This window comes from Egibacteraceae bacterium (genome assembly GCA_040905805.1).
Lineage (GTDB): Bacteria > Actinomycetota > Nitriliruptoria > Euzebyales > Egibacteraceae > DATLGH01.
Window position 1 is genome coordinate 12,891 of record JBBDQS010000095.1, and the last position, 15,152, is coordinate 28,042.

13 protein-coding genes, 1 tRNA gene and 1 other RNA gene are annotated in these 15,152 nt (G+C 74.2%); 7 read left to right on the plus strand and 8 right to left on the minus strand.

The features are described from left to right. Window positions 1–11: 11 nt before the first annotated feature. Window positions 12–1,328 carry an NfeD family protein gene (locus WD250_10795; GenBank protein MEX2620696.1) on the minus strand — a complete coding sequence of 439 codons (1,317 nt, stop codon included), beginning with the start codon at window positions 1,326–1,328 and terminating at the stop codon, window positions 12–14. A 106-nt stretch (window positions 1,329–1,434) separates the two neighbouring features. Here WD250_10795 and WD250_10800 point away from each other — a divergent pair, with 106 nt between their 5' ends. From WD250_10800 to WD250_10830, 7 genes are all read left to right on the plus strand, one after another. After that, window positions 1,435–2,409, plus strand: a complete 975-nt coding sequence (locus WD250_10800) for an ArsA-related P-loop ATPase (GenBank protein MEX2620697.1) — start codon at window positions 1,435–1,437, stop codon at window positions 2,407–2,409. A gap of 31 nt (window positions 2,410–2,440) precedes the next feature. Beyond that, entirely contained in the window at window positions 2,441–3,601 is a 1,161-nt protein-coding gene (locus tag WD250_10805; protein ID MEX2620698.1) for an ArsA-related P-loop ATPase, read from the plus strand. A gap of 72 nt (window positions 3,602–3,673) precedes the next feature. Further along, complete coding sequence (locus WD250_10810; GenBank protein ID MEX2620699.1) at window positions 3,674–6,265, plus strand: transglycosylase domain-containing protein; 2,592 nt, start codon at window positions 3,674–3,676, stop codon at window positions 6,263–6,265. After that, on the plus strand, window positions 6,262–7,170 hold the full coding sequence (locus WD250_10815; GenBank protein ID MEX2620700.1) for a metallophosphoesterase: 909 nt from the start codon (window positions 6,262–6,264) through the stop codon (window positions 7,168–7,170). Before WD250_10810 ends, WD250_10815 begins: the two co-directional genes overlap by 4 nt. 40 nt (window positions 7,171–7,210) lie before the next feature. Then, window positions 7,211–7,287, plus strand: a tRNA-Pro gene (locus WD250_10820). A 51-nt stretch (window positions 7,288–7,338) separates the two neighbouring features. Continuing rightward, a complete protein-coding gene (locus tag WD250_10825; protein ID MEX2620701.1) occupies window positions 7,339–7,623 on the plus strand; it encodes a MazG nucleotide pyrophosphohydrolase domain-containing protein in 285 nt (94 codons plus the stop codon). 4 nt (window positions 7,624–7,627) lie between these two features. Beyond that, window positions 7,628–8,788, plus strand: coding sequence for a GNAT family N-acetyltransferase (locus WD250_10830; protein MEX2620702.1), 1,161 nt, complete (start codon window positions 7,628–7,630; stop codon window positions 8,786–8,788). 183 nt (window positions 8,789–8,971) lie between these two features. Here the strand turns inward: WD250_10830 and WD250_10835 are convergent, their stop codons facing one another. From WD250_10835 to ffs, 7 genes are all read right to left on the minus strand, one after another. Further along, window positions 8,972–9,763, minus strand: a complete 792-nt coding sequence (locus WD250_10835; protein ID MEX2620703.1) for an anti-sigma factor — start codon at window positions 9,761–9,763, stop codon at window positions 8,972–8,974. Between the two features lie 57 nt (window positions 9,764–9,820). Further along, on the minus strand, window positions 9,821–10,870 hold the full coding sequence (locus WD250_10840; GenBank protein ID MEX2620704.1) for an aspartate-semialdehyde dehydrogenase: 1,050 nt from the start codon (window positions 10,868–10,870) through the stop codon (window positions 9,821–9,823). Beyond that, a complete protein-coding gene (locus WD250_10845) occupies window positions 10,871–12,091 on the minus strand; it encodes an aspartate kinase (GenBank protein ID MEX2620705.1) in 1,221 nt (406 codons plus the stop codon). Between the two features lie 77 nt (window positions 12,092–12,168). After that, window positions 12,169–12,762, minus strand: a complete 594-nt coding sequence (gene recR / locus WD250_10850; GenBank protein ID MEX2620706.1) for a recombination mediator RecR — start codon at window positions 12,760–12,762, stop codon at window positions 12,169–12,171. 15 nt (window positions 12,763–12,777) lie between these two features. After that, window positions 12,778–13,101 carry a YbaB/EbfC family nucleoid-associated protein gene (locus tag WD250_10855; GenBank protein MEX2620707.1) on the minus strand — a complete coding sequence of 108 codons (324 nt, stop codon included), beginning with the start codon at window positions 13,099–13,101 and terminating at the stop codon, window positions 12,778–12,780. Window positions 13,102–13,164: 63 nt separating this feature from the next. Beyond that, window positions 13,165–15,000 carry a DNA polymerase III subunit gamma/tau gene (dnaX, locus tag WD250_10860; GenBank protein MEX2620708.1) on the minus strand — a complete coding sequence of 612 codons (1,836 nt, stop codon included), beginning with the start codon at window positions 14,998–15,000 and terminating at the stop codon, window positions 13,165–13,167. A 66-nt stretch (window positions 15,001–15,066) separates the two neighbouring features. Beyond that, window positions 15,067–15,152, minus strand: an RNA gene (gene ffs, locus WD250_10865) — signal recognition particle sRNA small type; the annotation flags it as partial.

Consider the following 15,152-nt stretch of genomic DNA (forward strand, 5'->3'; position numbering starts at 1 on the left):
CGAGCGAAACCCTACCGGGTGGCTTCCTGCGGCGCGTCCACGAGCTCCACGTCCAGGGTCAGGCGGTCGTTCAACCCCACGACCCGCACCTGCGTGCCGGTCTTGACCCTGCCGGCCGCCTCGGGGGCCCGGGCCCGCCACAGCGCCCCGTCGATGAACACGTGCCCCTCGGGGTTCAGCATCGACCGGACGATCCCCGTGCGGCCCACCACCTGCTCGGCGCCGGCCATCGCCTGGCTGCCCTGGGCCCGCAGCACCATCGTCATCACGGGGACGAAGAAGAGCACGGCGCAGGCCGTGCCGAGGAGCGCCAACCACGCCGGCAGCGCGACCAGGTCGGGCCCGGTGAACAGGAACCACGAGCCGACCCCCAGCAGGCCGGTCCCGACCGCGGTCAGCGGTCCGAGTCCGCCCACGGCGAGGTCCGCGGCCAGCAGGGCCAGACCGACGGCCACGAGGGCGAACGCCCACCACGCCACCGGCAGGGACACGACCCCGTAGAGGCCGAAGCCGAGCAGTCCGAGCCCGGAGACCCCGGCGACCCCGAAGCCCGGCTGGAAGATCTCGAAGGCCAGCGCCAGCGCGCCCGACAGCAGCAGGACATAGGCCAGGGATGGGTTCGCGAGGCCGTGCAGCATCTGCCGCCACAGGCCGGGGTTGGCGAACCGCACGTGCACCGCCGACGAGTCGACCTCGAGCGTGCGGGTCGCGCCCGCCACCGTCACCCGCCGCCCGTCGAGCTCGCTCAGGACGTCGTTCAGCCGGGGCGCCACGATCGCCGCGACGTCCTCGTCCAGGATCTCGGCCTCGTCCAGCACGCGCGCGCCGGACGGGGCGTCGACGTCCACGGCCAGACCCTCGGCGGACACCGTCACCGCCGGGCCCGCCGGCGTGCCCTCGTCCAGGGCGCCGGGCCGGGCCGGCCCGAGCGTGGAACCGGGCGCCAGGGCGAGGACGTGCGCGGCCTCGGCGAGCGTCGCCGCCGCACCGGCCGCCGCGGCCCCCGGCGGGCCCACCCACACGACGACGGGCACCTCGGAGCCGGCGATCTGGGCCGCGAGCTCGTCGCCGGAGACCCGCAGGGCCCCCGGGCTGTCCAGCGAGACGACGAACACCTCGTCGGCGTCGGCCTGCGCGTCGGCGAGCGCGTCGGTCAGGAAGGCCGCGGTCGAGCGGTCGAGGAGACCGTCCACCTCGACGATGGTGATGGTGGGGGCGCCGTCCTGCGCGCTGACGGTGACCGCCAGCAGACCGACGAGCAGCCCGGCGAGCAGGAGGACGCCGGCGGCGCTGGCGGGCAGCCGACGCACGAGACGACGGGGAGTCATACGTGCGATTGTAGAGGCCGCGCCGGACACCGCGTACCGGCCCGGCAAGCCGGGTACGGGTGCGACTGCGAACCGGGGGCACCCACACCGTCAGGAGAGCCGCTCCGTGGACGTCACGAACCTGCTCGATCCCCGCGTGCTGTTCGTCACGGGCAAGGGCGGGGTCGGCAAGTCGTCGGTGGCCGCGGCGCTGGCCGTGGCCAGCGCGCGCACGGGACGCACCACCTGCCTCGTGGAGGTCGAGGGCCGCCAGACCATGGCGCGGCTGTTCGGCACGGAGCCGTGGGACTTCACCGAGCACCAGTTCCGGCCGGGGCTGTTCGGCATGTCGATCGACCCGGAGGCCTCGCTGGTCGAGTACCTCGACATGTTCTACGGCGCCCGGCGGCTCTCGAAGCTGGTCGTGGGCTCCACCGCCGTCGAGTTCGCCACGACCGCCGCCCCCGGGATCAAGGACGTCCTGCTGATCGGCAAGGTGAAGGAGATGGAGCGCCGCCGGGACGAGGACGGGCGCTTCCACTACGACCTCGTCGTCGTCGACGCGCCGCCCACCGGACGGATCGTGAACTTCCTGCGGGCCCCCGACGCCACCACCGAGCTCGTCAACGTCGGCCCGATCCGCACCCAGGCCCAGTCGGTGGTGGACATGCTCCTGGACGCCGGCAGGACCCACCTGCAGCTGGTGACCCTCCTCGAGGAGATGCCGGTCAGCGAGACGGCCGACAGCGCGGCGGCCCTGCGCGAGCTCGGCGTCACGCTGGGGCCGATCCTGGTCAACCGCGTCCTGCCGGACCGGTTCGACGACCATGCCAAGGCCGCCTTCCATGACCTGGACGCGGCGCAGCTCGTCGCGGTGCTGGCCGACGCCGGCCTGGACGTGGCGCCCGAGGCCGCCGCGGACCTGCGGGCGCTGGGCGAGCGCCACCTCGCCCGCCTGGGACTGCAGGACCGGATGCGCGAGCGACTTGCCGGCGCGCTGGACCTGCCGTGCCTGGAGCTGCCCTACCTGCACACCGACCGCTTCGAGGAGCACGAGCTGGCGGCCCTGGCCGACATCATCGAGGAGGCGGTCCAGCAATGAGGCCCACGACCCCCCGCCCGGAGACGTCGCCGTGACCCGGGCGCTGGACGCCGCCCGCGCCCACGACCTGGGCCCCGTGGTCGCCGAGCGCCACGTGGTCGTGTGCACCGGCTCTGGCGGGGTCGGCAAGACGACCACGGCGGCAGCCCTGGCGGTCGGGGCGGCGGACGCCGGCCGGCGCACCATCGTGCTGACCATCGACCCGGCGCGGCGCCTGGCCCAGTCGCTCGGGCTGCACGCGCTGGACAACAGCCCGCGCGCCGTGGCGGACGTGCCGAACCTGGACGCCATGATGCTGGACATGCGCGGGACCTTCGACGAGGTCATCGACCGGCACGCGCCGAGCCTGGCCCGCGCCCAGGCGATCCGGTCGAACCGCTTCTACAAGCAGCTCTCGGAGTCGCTCGCCGGCACCCAGGAGTACATGGCGATGGAGAAGCTGTACGACCTGCACGAGTCGCAGGTGTACGACTGCATCGTCATCGACACCCCCCCGACCCGCAACGCCCTGGACTTCCTGGATGCCCCCAAGCGCCTCACCGACTTCCTGGAGGGCCGCTTCCTCAAGATGTTCCTCTCCCCGGGCCTGCGGGCCGGCAAGACCATCGGGCGGGCCGCGACCTGGGGCACCGGCATGTTCATGAAGGCGGCGTCGCGCATCACCGGCGCGGGGGTCCTGCAGGACCTCGCCGAGTTCTTCCACAACTTCGAGGGCATGTACGCCGGCTTCAAGGAGCGCGCCCAGGCGGTGTACAAGCTGCTGCAGCGCCCCTCCTCGGCGTTCGTGGTGGTGGCCACGCCCGAGGAGCCCGCACTGCGCGAAGCCCGCTACTTCCTCCAGCGCCTGGCGCAGGACGGCATGCCGACCGCGGGCGTCGTCGTCAACCGGACCACACCGCCGCCCGACCCGGCGCTGGGTCTGCCCGACCAGGAGACGATCGCCGCGGTCGTGGGCCCCCTGGCCGCGGGCGACCCCGGACAGCGGGCTGGCGCCGCCCTGCTGCGGCTGCATCACGACCGCATCGACGTCGCGCACCGCCAGCGCCGGGCGGTGTCGGCCGCACTGCACGGAATCGATCCCCGGGCGCTCGTCGAGGTGCCGCTGCAGTCCGCCGACGTCCACGAGCTGGGCGCCCTGCGGGCCCTCGGCAGCTGGTTGTACGGCGCCGGCGCCGGGCCCGACACCACCTGACCGCTCGGCGGGTCCCCGCCAACAGCCGGGGACCCGCCCGCTATCATGCGGCGAGGCCACGCGCGGCCGCGCATGACCGTGCGATCCCCCGCGTGGCCGCGCCTTCGTATGCCGCCACCCCCCGCACGCACACTCGATGTCGCCGCCCAGCGGCTGGCAGCCCCCTGGCAGGGGGGCCCGTTCGTGCTGCGCCTGGCACTGGTCGTGGTCAGCATCGGGGGCGCCGCCCTGCTGCTGGCCGCCAGTATCGCGCCGTCCGCAAACCTCGCCGGCGGGCTGCTCGACGTGATCGACGGGCAGCTCATCTCCCAGATCCCCCCGCTGCCCGAGGACCTGGGTGAAGCGGCCGAGCGCAGCGTGGTCTACGACCGCGAGGGCGGCGAGATCGCCGTGCTGCGCGTGGAGAACCGCCGCATCATCGAGCTGGACGAGGTGCCGATGCACGTCCGGCAGGCGGTCATCGCCACCGAGGACACGGCCTTCGACCAGCACCACGGCGTGAACTGGCGGGCCATCGTCCGCGCCCTGGCCGGCAACGTCACGGCAGGCGACATCACCAGCGGCGCCTCGACGATCACCCAGCAGCTCGTCAAGAACCGGGTGGTGGGCTCCGCGCAGACGGTGGACCGCAAGCTGCGCGAGGCCGTGTACGCCATCGAGCTGGAGCAGCGCTTCACCAAGGCCGAGATCCTCGAGGCCTACCTGAACGAGGTCTACCTCGGCAACGGCGTCTACGGCGTCGGGACCGCCGCCGAGTACTACTGGGGCAAGGACACGCGCGACCTGACCGTCGCCGAGGGGGCGCTGCTCGCCGGCATCATCCGCTCGCCCCTCCACAACGACCCCGTCGACGATCCCCTGGCCGCGGTGCGTCGACGCAACATCGTGCTCGAGCAGATGGCCGAGGAGGGATTCCTCGATCCCGCCGACGCGGAGAGCCTGCAGTCCACGCCCCTGCACCTGGACGTCCACGAGCTGCCCGAGGGCCGCAACCCCTACCTCGTGGACTACGTGCGCGAGCTGCTGAAGGCGGATCCCGCGCTCGGCGACGACGAGGTCGAGCGTGACCAGACCGTGCTGCTCGGCGGTCTGGAGATCCACACGACGCTGGATCCGGCGTTGCAGGAGGTCGCGCACGTCGTCGCCGAGCTGCTGCCCGGCGACGACGCCCCGCTCGGCGCGCTGACCGCCGTGGACCCGAGGACCGGCGAGCTGCTCGCGATGGGCATCGGGCCGCATCCCTACGGCCCGGGCCCGGGGCAGGTCGACGTGAACCCCGCCGTCCCCGAGGGCGGCGGCAGCGGTCGGCAGCCCGGATCGGCGTTCAAGCCGTTCGAGCTGGTGGCGGCCCTGGAGGACGGCATCTCCCCGACGTACGTGTTCGACGCGGCGGCCCGCTACACCCACACCGACCCGGCGTGCGCCGGGCACTCGGTCGGCAACTACGCCGACGCCAGCCAGGGGCGGCTCGACATGGCCGCCGCCACGGCCCGCTCGAGCAACACCTACTTCGCCCACCTGCTCGACCGGACCGGTCCGGCCAAGCTGGCCGAGGTCGCGCAGCGCATGGGGATCGACCAGCCCCTGGAGCCGCTGTGCTCGCTGGTGCTCGGGGCCGCCGACGTCTATCCCCTGCAGATGGCCTCGGCGTTCGGCACCCTCGCCAACGCCGGGGTACACTGCCCACCGTTCGCGATCGCCCGGGTGCTCGACCGCGAGGGACGGGTCATCTCGGAGGGCGGCGGGGACTGCGCCGCCGCCGTGGACCCCGGGGTGGCCGCCCGCACCACGGCCCTGCTGCGGGGCCCCATCGAGTCGGGCACGGCCTCCCGGCGCGGGGGGATCGGCCGTCCCGCGGCCGGCAAGACCGGCACCACGGACGAGTACCACAACGCCTGGTTCGTGGGGTACATCCCGCAGCTGTCGACCGCGGCGTGGGTGGGTCACGAGCAGCCACGGACGCTCACGGACCCCCGGTGCGGCGGCGCCGTCACCGGCGGGTGCCTGCCGACGATGCTGTGGCAGGAGTTCATGACCCGGGCCATCGCGGCCCGCGGCCTGCCGGTCGAGTCGTTCCCCGCGCCGCCGCCGTTGCCGCTGGGCACCGTGCCGGGGGTGGTGGGCGCCGAGGTCGCGACGGCGGAGGCGACGCTGGCCGACGCCGGTTTCTCGGCCACCACCGAGACCGTCACCGACCACCGCGAAGCCGGCACCGTGGTGACCCAGGACCCCCCGGGAGGCACACAGACCGAGCTGGGCTCGGCGGTGGCGCTCGGGGTGTCGGACGGGCAGGGCGCCCCGCCGCGGATGCCCGACCTCGTCGGCCTGCCCCTGGCCGACGCGCGGCAGCGGCTGTCCGACCTCGACCTCGACGTCGTGGTGGTCGAGGTGCCCGTGGCCGACCCGGCCGCGCTCGGCGAGGTCGTGGGCCAGCGGCCATCCGCCGGCACGAGCACGGCGGACCTGCAGGCCGCCACGCTGGAGGTGGGCCGGGCGCGCACCGCCGAGGACCCCGATCCCGCACCCTCCACGCCGCCGTCGCCGGCCCCCACCGCGCCGCCCGACGCCGTCCCCGCCCCGGACCCGACCGCGCCGTCCAGACCGCCCCCTGACGAGGAGGAGCAGCCCCTGTTGCCCCGACCGATCCGCCCACCGCCCCAGTGAGCCGCCTGCGGCGAGCCGGGCTCGGGCTGGCGGGCGCCGGGGCCACGGGCATCGCCTACGCGAGCCTGGTGGAGCGCCGGGCCTTCCGCCTGCGCCACGTCACCGTGCCGACCCTGCACCCCTCGGCCGGCCGGCCCCTTCGGGTGCTGCACCTGTCCGACCTGCACCTGCTCCCCTGGCAGGACCGCAAGCTCGCGTTCGTGCGGGCCTGCGCACGCGCCGGTCCCGACGTGGTGGTCGCGACCGGGGACCTGCTGGGCCACCCCGAGGCCGTCGAGCCGGCGATCGCCGCGTTGAACGATCTCGCCCGCGGCCGGGTAGCCCTCGCGGTCCTCGGCTCCAACGACGTGTTCGGCCCCGAGCCGAAGAACCCGGCGCGCTACCTGGTGGCGCCGAGCTCGGACTTCGGCGGTCCGCGGCTGGACACCGAGCGGCTCGTCGGCGGCCTGCGCGCGGGCGGCTGGGAGCTCTTCGGCAACCGCCGCGACGAGGTGCGCACCCCGGCGGGACTGCTCGACGTCGCGGGTCTGGCGGATCCCCATGCGGGCTGGGACCGGCCCGAGGAGGTGGACTGGTCGGCCCCGACCCGCCAGACCGTCGTGCGCCTGGGGCTCGTGCACGCCCCCTACCTGCGCGCCCTGGACGCCTTCGCCGACGGGGGGTACGACCTCGTGCTGGCCGGCCACACCCACGGCGGACAGCTGCGCGTGCCCGGCATCGGGGCCCTGGTGGACAACTGCGACCTGCCGCTGCGCCAGGCGCGCGGCCTGTCGCACCACCACGGGACCTGGTTGCACGTCTCCGCCGGCCTCGGCGAGTCGCAGTACGCCCCGGTGCGCTTCGCCTGCCCCCCGGAGGCCACCGTCCTCGACCTCGTCACCCCGGCCGGCAGCGCGGCCCTTTGAGCCGAGCCCCCCGGGCGAGTAGGCTAAGCGTCTGCACCAGCGGGATGTAGCGCAGCTTGGCAGCGCGCCACGTTCGGGACGTGGAGGTCCCGGGTTCAAATCCCGGCATCCCGACCACCCATCGACGATCAACGGGCTGTCCTTCCCGGCCGTAGACTGCGCGGCCACATGGACCTCGACGATTTCCAGGCGCGGATGCGCCTGCTCTACGGCGACCGCGACCGCGAGCGGGGACTGGCCCGCACCTTCGCGTGGTTCACCGAGGAGTGCGGCGAGCTGTCGCGGGCGCTGTTCCGCGGCGACGACGAGGACCGCCGGCGCGAGTTCGCCGACGTGCTCGCCTGGCTCGCCTCCCTGGCCGACCAGGCCGGCGTCGACCTCGCCGCCGCCGCCGAGCGCTACACGGCGGGGTGCCCGCGCTGCCTCGCGACGCCCTGCGCCTGCCGACGGTAGCGCCGTGGGCTTTCGGCTGCTGCGCCCCGACGAGGCCGCCGGCACGGCCCGGCGGGCCGCGGTGTGCTTCGGCGCGGAGCTCGACGATGCGGCGGTCGAGCGCTGGCGGGGCCTCCTCGACCGCGAGGAGGTGTGGGGGCTCACCGACGCTGCGGACCGCGTCCTGGCCCACGGCCGACTCCGCCGCGTCGACCACTGGTTGCTCGGCAGGCGGGTGCCGACCCAGCACGTCGCAAGCGTCGCGGTCCCGCCCGAGCACCGCGGCAGCGGGGTGGCCGCCGAGCTCATGCGCGCGGCCGTGCGCCAAGGCGCCTCCGCCGGCAGCGGGCTGTCGCTGCTGTTTCCCGCCACGGTGGCGCTGTACCGCCGGCTCGGCTACGAGCACGCCGGCGCGTTGCCCCGCTACCGCCTGGACGCCCGCGCGGCGCCCGCGGTCGGGCCCGCTCTCCGCCGCGCCGAGGGCGACGCCGACTGGGCGGCCATCCGCATGTGCGGCGACCGCGCCGCCAGCCGCCTGCACGGCCCGGCGGTCCGCCCCGCGGACCGGTGGGCCCAGCTGCGCGACAGCGCCTACCACTACGTGCTCGACGCGACCGACGGGCTCGACGCCTACGTCCTGTTCGACCACCGCCGCGAGCCCGGCGACTGGCAGTACACCCTGTCCATCACCGACTGGGGCGCGCTGTCGGCACGCGGGCTGGCCGGCGTGGTCGGGCTGGTCGGCCGACACGGCACCGTCGGCAAGGCCGCCACGTTCCGCGGTCCGGTCCCGGAGGTGTGGTCGTTCCTCGTGGCCGAGCAAGACGTCGCGCAGGTCAGCCGCCTGTGGTGGATGGCCCGGGGGCTGGACCTGGACGCCGCGATCGCGCACCGCGGCTTCCCCGTCGGCCTGACCGCGAGCGTGACGCTGGCGGTCGACGACCCGCTGCTGCCCGACCACCAGGGCCCGTGGCGCCTGGAGGTCGCCGGCGGTCGGGGGACCCTCGAGCCGGCCCCGGACGCCGACGTACGCCTCGACGCCCGCGCCGTCGGCCCGCTCGTCACGGGGTTTCGCACGCCCCGCGACCTGGTCCTGGCCGACCTGGCCGCCGGGCCGCCGGCGGCGCTGGAGGTGCTCGGGGCCGCGTTCGCCGGCCCCGTCCCGGTGATCCAGGACTTCTTCTGAGGCCACGTCCCGAGGCCCCATCCCTGCAAGATCACCGGCAGAAAAGACCAAACCGGGGGCCCGGCGGCGCCGAACGACTTCTGCAAACCGCTTCGACGCGTGTCGAGGCACGACTCCCCTCAGCGGAGACCCCGCCACTTCCCCGGCGGGGTCTTCGTGTCGTGCCCGGGCGACGGCTCCGGGCTACAGCTCACCGACGATGATCGGGTCGGTGGTGGGCGCCTGCACGCCCGCCTCCTCCTCGACCGTGACGGCCACGGTGAGCCCGGCAGGGGGCTGGTCGTCGATGCGGTGGCTCGCGTGGCCGACCTCGTCCGGCTGGAACATGCCGAGCAGCACCGGGGTCTCGGCCTCGATCACCCACAGCGCATAGGCGTGCCCGCTGGGAGCGGCCGCCAGACCGTCGGTCACGAACACCCCGCCGCCCCGCTCGTCGGACCACACCAGCCGGGCGGTCGCCCCATCGGGAGCGGCGAGGTCCACGATCCGCGCGTCGGGTGCGGCGACGGCCTCGGCGAGCTGGTCGTCGGCGGCCGGCTCGGTGCCGGTCTGGGTCACGACGACGGTCACGCCCGCCACCCCGAGGACGATCACCGCCGCGACGGCGGGCAGCAGCTGGCGCAGGCGCTCGCGCCGACCCTTGAGCTCGTCCACCGGCGCGGACGCCGGCACCCCCGCTTGCACCGGCACCCCCGCCTGCGCCGGTACTTCCTCCTGCGCGGGCAGCGCGACGGGCGCGCGCTCCGGCGCCGCCTGCGGCGTGGCCGCGACGGCCGCGAGCAGCCGATCGCGCATCCCCGGGGGCGGCTCCTCGTCGGCGATGGTCCCGAGCAGCGCGCCGGTGGCCTGGAACTCGTCGACCTCGACGCGGCAGTCCCCGCAGTCGTCGAGATGGCGCTCGAAGGACCGCCGCTCCTCCTCGTCGAGGGCGTCGAGCGCGTAGGCGCCGGCCAGCTCGTGAACGTCAGTAGTCACAAGGCTAGTCTGCGTCGCCGACGCCGGGCTCACAAGCATTGCCGGGCAGGCGGTGGCTCACGCCAGGCCCCGCTCGACGAGCAGCTCGGCGATCTGCACCGTGTTGAGCGCGGCGCCCTTCAGCAGGTTGTCCCCGGTGACCCAGAGGTTCAAGGCGTGCGGATCGACGAGGTCGGAGCGCACGCGCCCGACGACGACCTCGTCGCGTCCCGCCCACTCCAGCGGGGTGGGCACCGGCTCGACCAGCAGGCCGGGGAAGCGCTCGAGCGTGGAGATGGCGCTGGCCGCGGTGATCCGGTCCTCGAACGTGGCGCGCACCTGGATCGCGTGGCCGACCATCACCGGGACCCGCACGCAGGTCGGCGCCACCGGCAGGTCCGTCAGGCCGAGGATCTTGCGCGACTCGTTCTGCAGCTTCATCTCCTCGTCGCTGTAGCCGTCGCCCACGTCCGTGCCGAGCCACGGCACGACGTTGAAGGCCAGGGTCTTCGCATGCACGGCGGGGGCCACCAGCTTGGCGGCGGCGGCCCCGTCGCTGCGCAGCAGCTCCCGCTGCTCGTAGAGGACGGGGATCTGCGCCTCGAGCTCGTCGATGCCCTTCTGTCCCGCGCCGCCCGCGGCCTGGAAGCTGGTGGCCACGAAGCCGGTCAGGCCGAACCCGTCGTGCAGCGCCTTCAGGGGCAGCATCGCGACCATCGTGGTGCAGTTGGGGTTGGCGACGATCCCCCGCCCGCCCCCGCCGGGCGCGACCAGGTCGAGGGCGTCGGCGTTGACCTCGCTGACCACCAGGGGCACGGCGGGGTCCATGCGCCAGGCAGACGAGTTGTCCACGACGAGGGCGCCGGCCGCGACGGCCCGGGGCGCCTCGGCACGCGACGTCGACCCGCCGGCCGAGAACAGGGCGAGGTCGACGCCGTCGAAGACGTCGGGCTCGCCGGTGGCGCGCACGGTGACGTCGCGATCCCGGAAGGCCAGGCGGCGCCCGGCCGAGCGTTCGCTGGCCAGGAAGACCACGCGGTCACAGGGGAAGGCCCGCTTTTCGAGGAGCCGGCGCAGGTCCTGGCCGACCGCGCCGGTGGCGCCGACGACCGCGACGGTCCGCCCCATCTAGGCCACCTCGCCCAAGCGGAAGCGCTCGTGGACCGCGCGCACGGCCGCCTCCACGTCGGTGGCCCGGATCACCACCGAGATGCGGATCGTGGACGTGGAGATCATCTCGATGTTGACGCCGGCCTCGGACAGGGCCGCGAACATCGAGGCGGCCACGCCGGGGTGGGTCTTCATGCCGGCACCGACCAGGGAGACCTTGGCCACCTCGGGATCAAGGTCGATCGCCACGGCACCGATCTCCTCCTGCAGGCCCTCGAGGAGCTGCAGCGCCCGCGGGCCGTCCTCCAGCGGCAGCGTGCAGGAGATGTCGGTGGTGCCCTCCTCCGACACGTTCTGCACGATCATGTCGACGTTGATGCTGTTGCCGGCGAGCAACGTGAAGATGCGCGCGGCCACGCCGGGCTTGTCGGGCACCTGGCGGATGACGAGCTTGCCCTCGCCCCGCTCGTGGGCCACCCCGGAGATGATCGCCTGCTCCATGTGTGCCTCCTGTTCGACGACCCAGGTGCCCTCGGCGTAGCTGAACGAGCTGCGCACGTGGATGGTGACACCGTGGTTGCGTGCGTACTCGACGCTGCGGACCGCGAGGACCTTCGCGCCGTTGGCGGCCAGCTCCAGCATCTCGTGGTGGGTCACCCGGTCGAGCTTGCGGGCGTCGGCCACGATGCGCGGGTCCGCCGTGTAGACCCCGTCCACGTCGGTGTAGATCTCGCACACCTCGGCCTGCAGGGCGGCAGCCAGCGCGACCGCCGTGGTGTCGCTCGCGCCCCGCCCCATGGTGGTGACGTCCTTGGACGCCCGGGAGACACCCTGGAAGCCCGCGACGATGACCACGTCGCCGTCGGCCAGCGCCTCGGTGATGCGACCGGGGGTGATGTCGATGATGCGGGCCTTGCCGTGCACCGCGTCGGTGATGATGCCGGCCTGACTGCCGGTCAGGCTGCGCGCCGACAGGCCGTGCTCGTGGATGGCCATGGCCAACAGCGCCATGGAGATGCGCTCCCCCGCCGTGAGCAGCATGTCGAGCTCGCGTCCGGGCGGGATGGCCGAGATCGCCCTGGCCTGGGCGTGCAGGTGATCGGTCGTCTTGCCCATGGCGGACACGACCACGACGACCTCGTGCCCGGCGCGCTTGGCCTGGACGATGCGCTCGGCGACGCGGACGATGCGGTCGGTGTCCGCGACGGAGCTGCCCCCGTACTTCTGGACGACGATCATGCGCTGCTGACCCTCACGCTGGACGGACCCCCGGTGCCCGACCAGCCTACCGGTCGCCCCGCCGCGGTCGGCAGCGGCTACAGGTCGCGGCGGCCGAGGAACGCGTGGCCGAGGGTGACCTCGTCGGCGTAGTCGAGGTCCCCGCCGACGGGCAGCCCGCTCGCGATGCGGCTCACCCGCACCCCCGTCTGCTTGAGCAGCCGCCCGAGGTAGCTGGCGGTGGCGTCGCCCTCGGTGTTGGGGTTGGTGGCCAGCACGACCTCGGCGATGCCTTCGTCACCGAGGCGCGCCACCAGCTGGCTGATGTGCAGCTGGTCGGGGCCGATGCCGTCGAGCGGGGAGATGGCTCCGCCCAGCACGTGGTAGCGCCCGCGGAACAACGCGGTCTTCTCGATCGCCATGAGGTCGCGCGGCTCCTCCACCACGCACAGCTGGGTCGGGTCGCGCCGCGTGTCGCGGCAGATGCGGCACTCCTCGGCCTCGCTGACGTTGAAGCACCGCGCGCAGAAGCGCACGTTGTCCTTGACCGCCGTGATCGCCTTCGCGAGCCGCTCGGCGTCGGCGGGCTCGACGATCAGCAGGTGGAACGCGAGGCGCTGCGCGCTCTTGGGCCCGATGCCGGGCAAACGGCCGAGCTCCTCGATGAGGTCCTGGATCGGGCCTTCGTACACGCCGGCGCTGAGGCGCTACACCATGCCGGGCGGGAGGCCGAGGCCGGCGGTCAGGCCGCCGAGCTTCTCCTCCTCGAGCGCCTTGGCGGTCCGGAGCGCGTCGTTGACCGCGGCGGTGACCATGTCGGCGAGCATCTCGACGTCGTCGGGATCCACCGCCACCGGGTCGATGGCGATGGAGCGGACCTCGGCGCCACCGCCGGCCACCGTCACCCGCACCATGCCGCCGCCGGCAGCACCCTCCACGTCCGTGGCGGCCAGCTCCTCCTGGGCGGCGGCGAGCTTGCGCTGCATGGCCTGCGCCTGCTTCATGATCTGGTTCATGTTGCCGTTGGCCATGGCCAGCTCCCTCTCGTCACCCTCGCCCCAGCCTAGCCGACCTGGACCACATCGAGGGCGCGCTCACTCCTCCATGACGGTGGCCCCGAGGTCGCGGCTCAGGGCGCGCACCGCGTCGTCGTGGGCCTGCTGCTCGTCGGGCAGCTCACCGGCCGCCTCGGCCGCCTCGGCCTCGGCCACCGCGCTCGCCTCGTCCTGCTGCTCTGACCCGCCGGCGTTGCCCGGCGCCGCCGGCTCGTCGCCCTCGGCGAGCACGCAGCGCACCTGGAAGGCCACCCCCAGCACCTGCTCGAAGATCGCCCCCAGCAGCGACTGCGCCTGGTCGTCGCCGCACTGCTCGGCGTGGAAGGCGTAGCGGGGGCGGAACCGCAGCGTCAACCGGTTGCCGTCGACGGCGGTGGGCTGGCCCTCGGTGAGGAAGGCGTGGAGGGTGCGCTTGCGCGCCTTCGTGGCCTCGAGCACCGCAGGCCAGCTGCGCTGGACGAGATCGAGGTCGACAGCGCCGGCCGTGGTCGCGCCTCCGGCTCCGGCCTGCTCGGGTGTGTCGGCGCCCGCCGCCCCGGCCCCGGGGCGCTCACCAGCCCACCCTCCAAGCCCCTCCGTCGGGGCGGCGGGCGCCTGCTCGTCGCGGGTCTCCGCCGCGGTGGCGGGCGCTCTCTGCTCCTGGGCCTGCGCCGGGGCTGAGGCCGCGTGGTCGTTGCCGGTCTCCGCCGGGGGGGCTGCGGCGTGGTGTTGGGGCGTCTCCGCCGGTTGGGCGACGCCGGTGCGGCGTTCGAGGCGGTCCATGCGCGCCGCCAGGGCGGCGGGGTCGCCCGCGGCCTCCGGCATCGCCGCCTTGGCCAGCGCGAGCTCCAGCGGCAGGCGGATCGACCCCCGCCGCATCTGGGCCTGGGCCTCGGCCAGCAGCTCCACGGCGCGCAGCAGGTCGGCCTGGCCGAGCCGTCCCGCCTGCGCGGTCATCCGCGCGAGACGCTCCGGGGTCGCCTCGACCAGCCCGGCGTCGGGTGCGGCCTGCAGGACGAACAGCGCGCGCAGGTGGTCCACCGCCTCCCGGGTGAACTGGCGCAGGTCGTGGCCGGCGTCGGCCAACCGGCCGACCAGCACGCAGAGGCCGGCGACGTCGCCAGCCGCCACGTGGTCGACCATCTCGACGAGCAGCTCCTCGGGCACCGCACCGAGGACATCGGCCACGCCCTCCGCGGTCACGCGACCGCCGGTGAACGCCACCACCTGGTCGAGCACGCTCAGGGTGTCCCGCACGCTGCCGTCGCCGGCCCGCGCGACCAGCTCGACCGCGCCGGGCTCGAACTCCATGCCCTCCTCAGCGCCGAGCGCCCGCACATGCCCCGCCAGGTCGGCGGCGCCCACGCGCTTGAAGTCGAAGCGCTGCGTGCGCGACAGGATCGTGTCGAGCACCTTGTGGGGCTCGGTCGTCGCGAACACGAACACGACGTGGCCGGGCGGCTCCTCGACGGTCTTCAGGAACGCGTTCCACCCCGCCGTCGACAGCATGTGGCACTCGTCGACGATGTAGACCTTGGTGCGCGCCGAGACCGGGGCGAACGCCACCCGGTCGCGCAGGTCGCGGACGTCCTCGACGCGACCGTGGCTGGCGGCGTCGATCTCGATCACGTCCACCGACGACCCGGCGGTGATGGCGACGCAGTGCGTGCACGTGTTGCAGGGCTCGGCGGTCGGCCCGCGCTCGCAGTTCAACGACTTCGCCAGGATCCGGGCCGTGGAGGTCTTGCCCGTTCCGCGGGGACCGGTGAACAGGTAGGCGTGATGGACGCGGTCCTCGGCGACGGCCTGACCCAAGGTGGTCGTCACATGAGCCTGGCCGACCACGTCGGCAAAGGTCTGCGGCCGGTACTTGCGATACAGCGAGACGTAGGCCACGCGAGTGTCCTCCACGGGGAAGGCAGGGCCGGGAAGTCCGCCGCGGGCACCACCGGACGGGTGAGGTCGGCGCGGCGTGTCCGCGGCGCCCGTCACGGACCGCTTATGGCTGCTGCCTTCCGGCCCTGACCAGGTTCACGGCGTGACGTCGC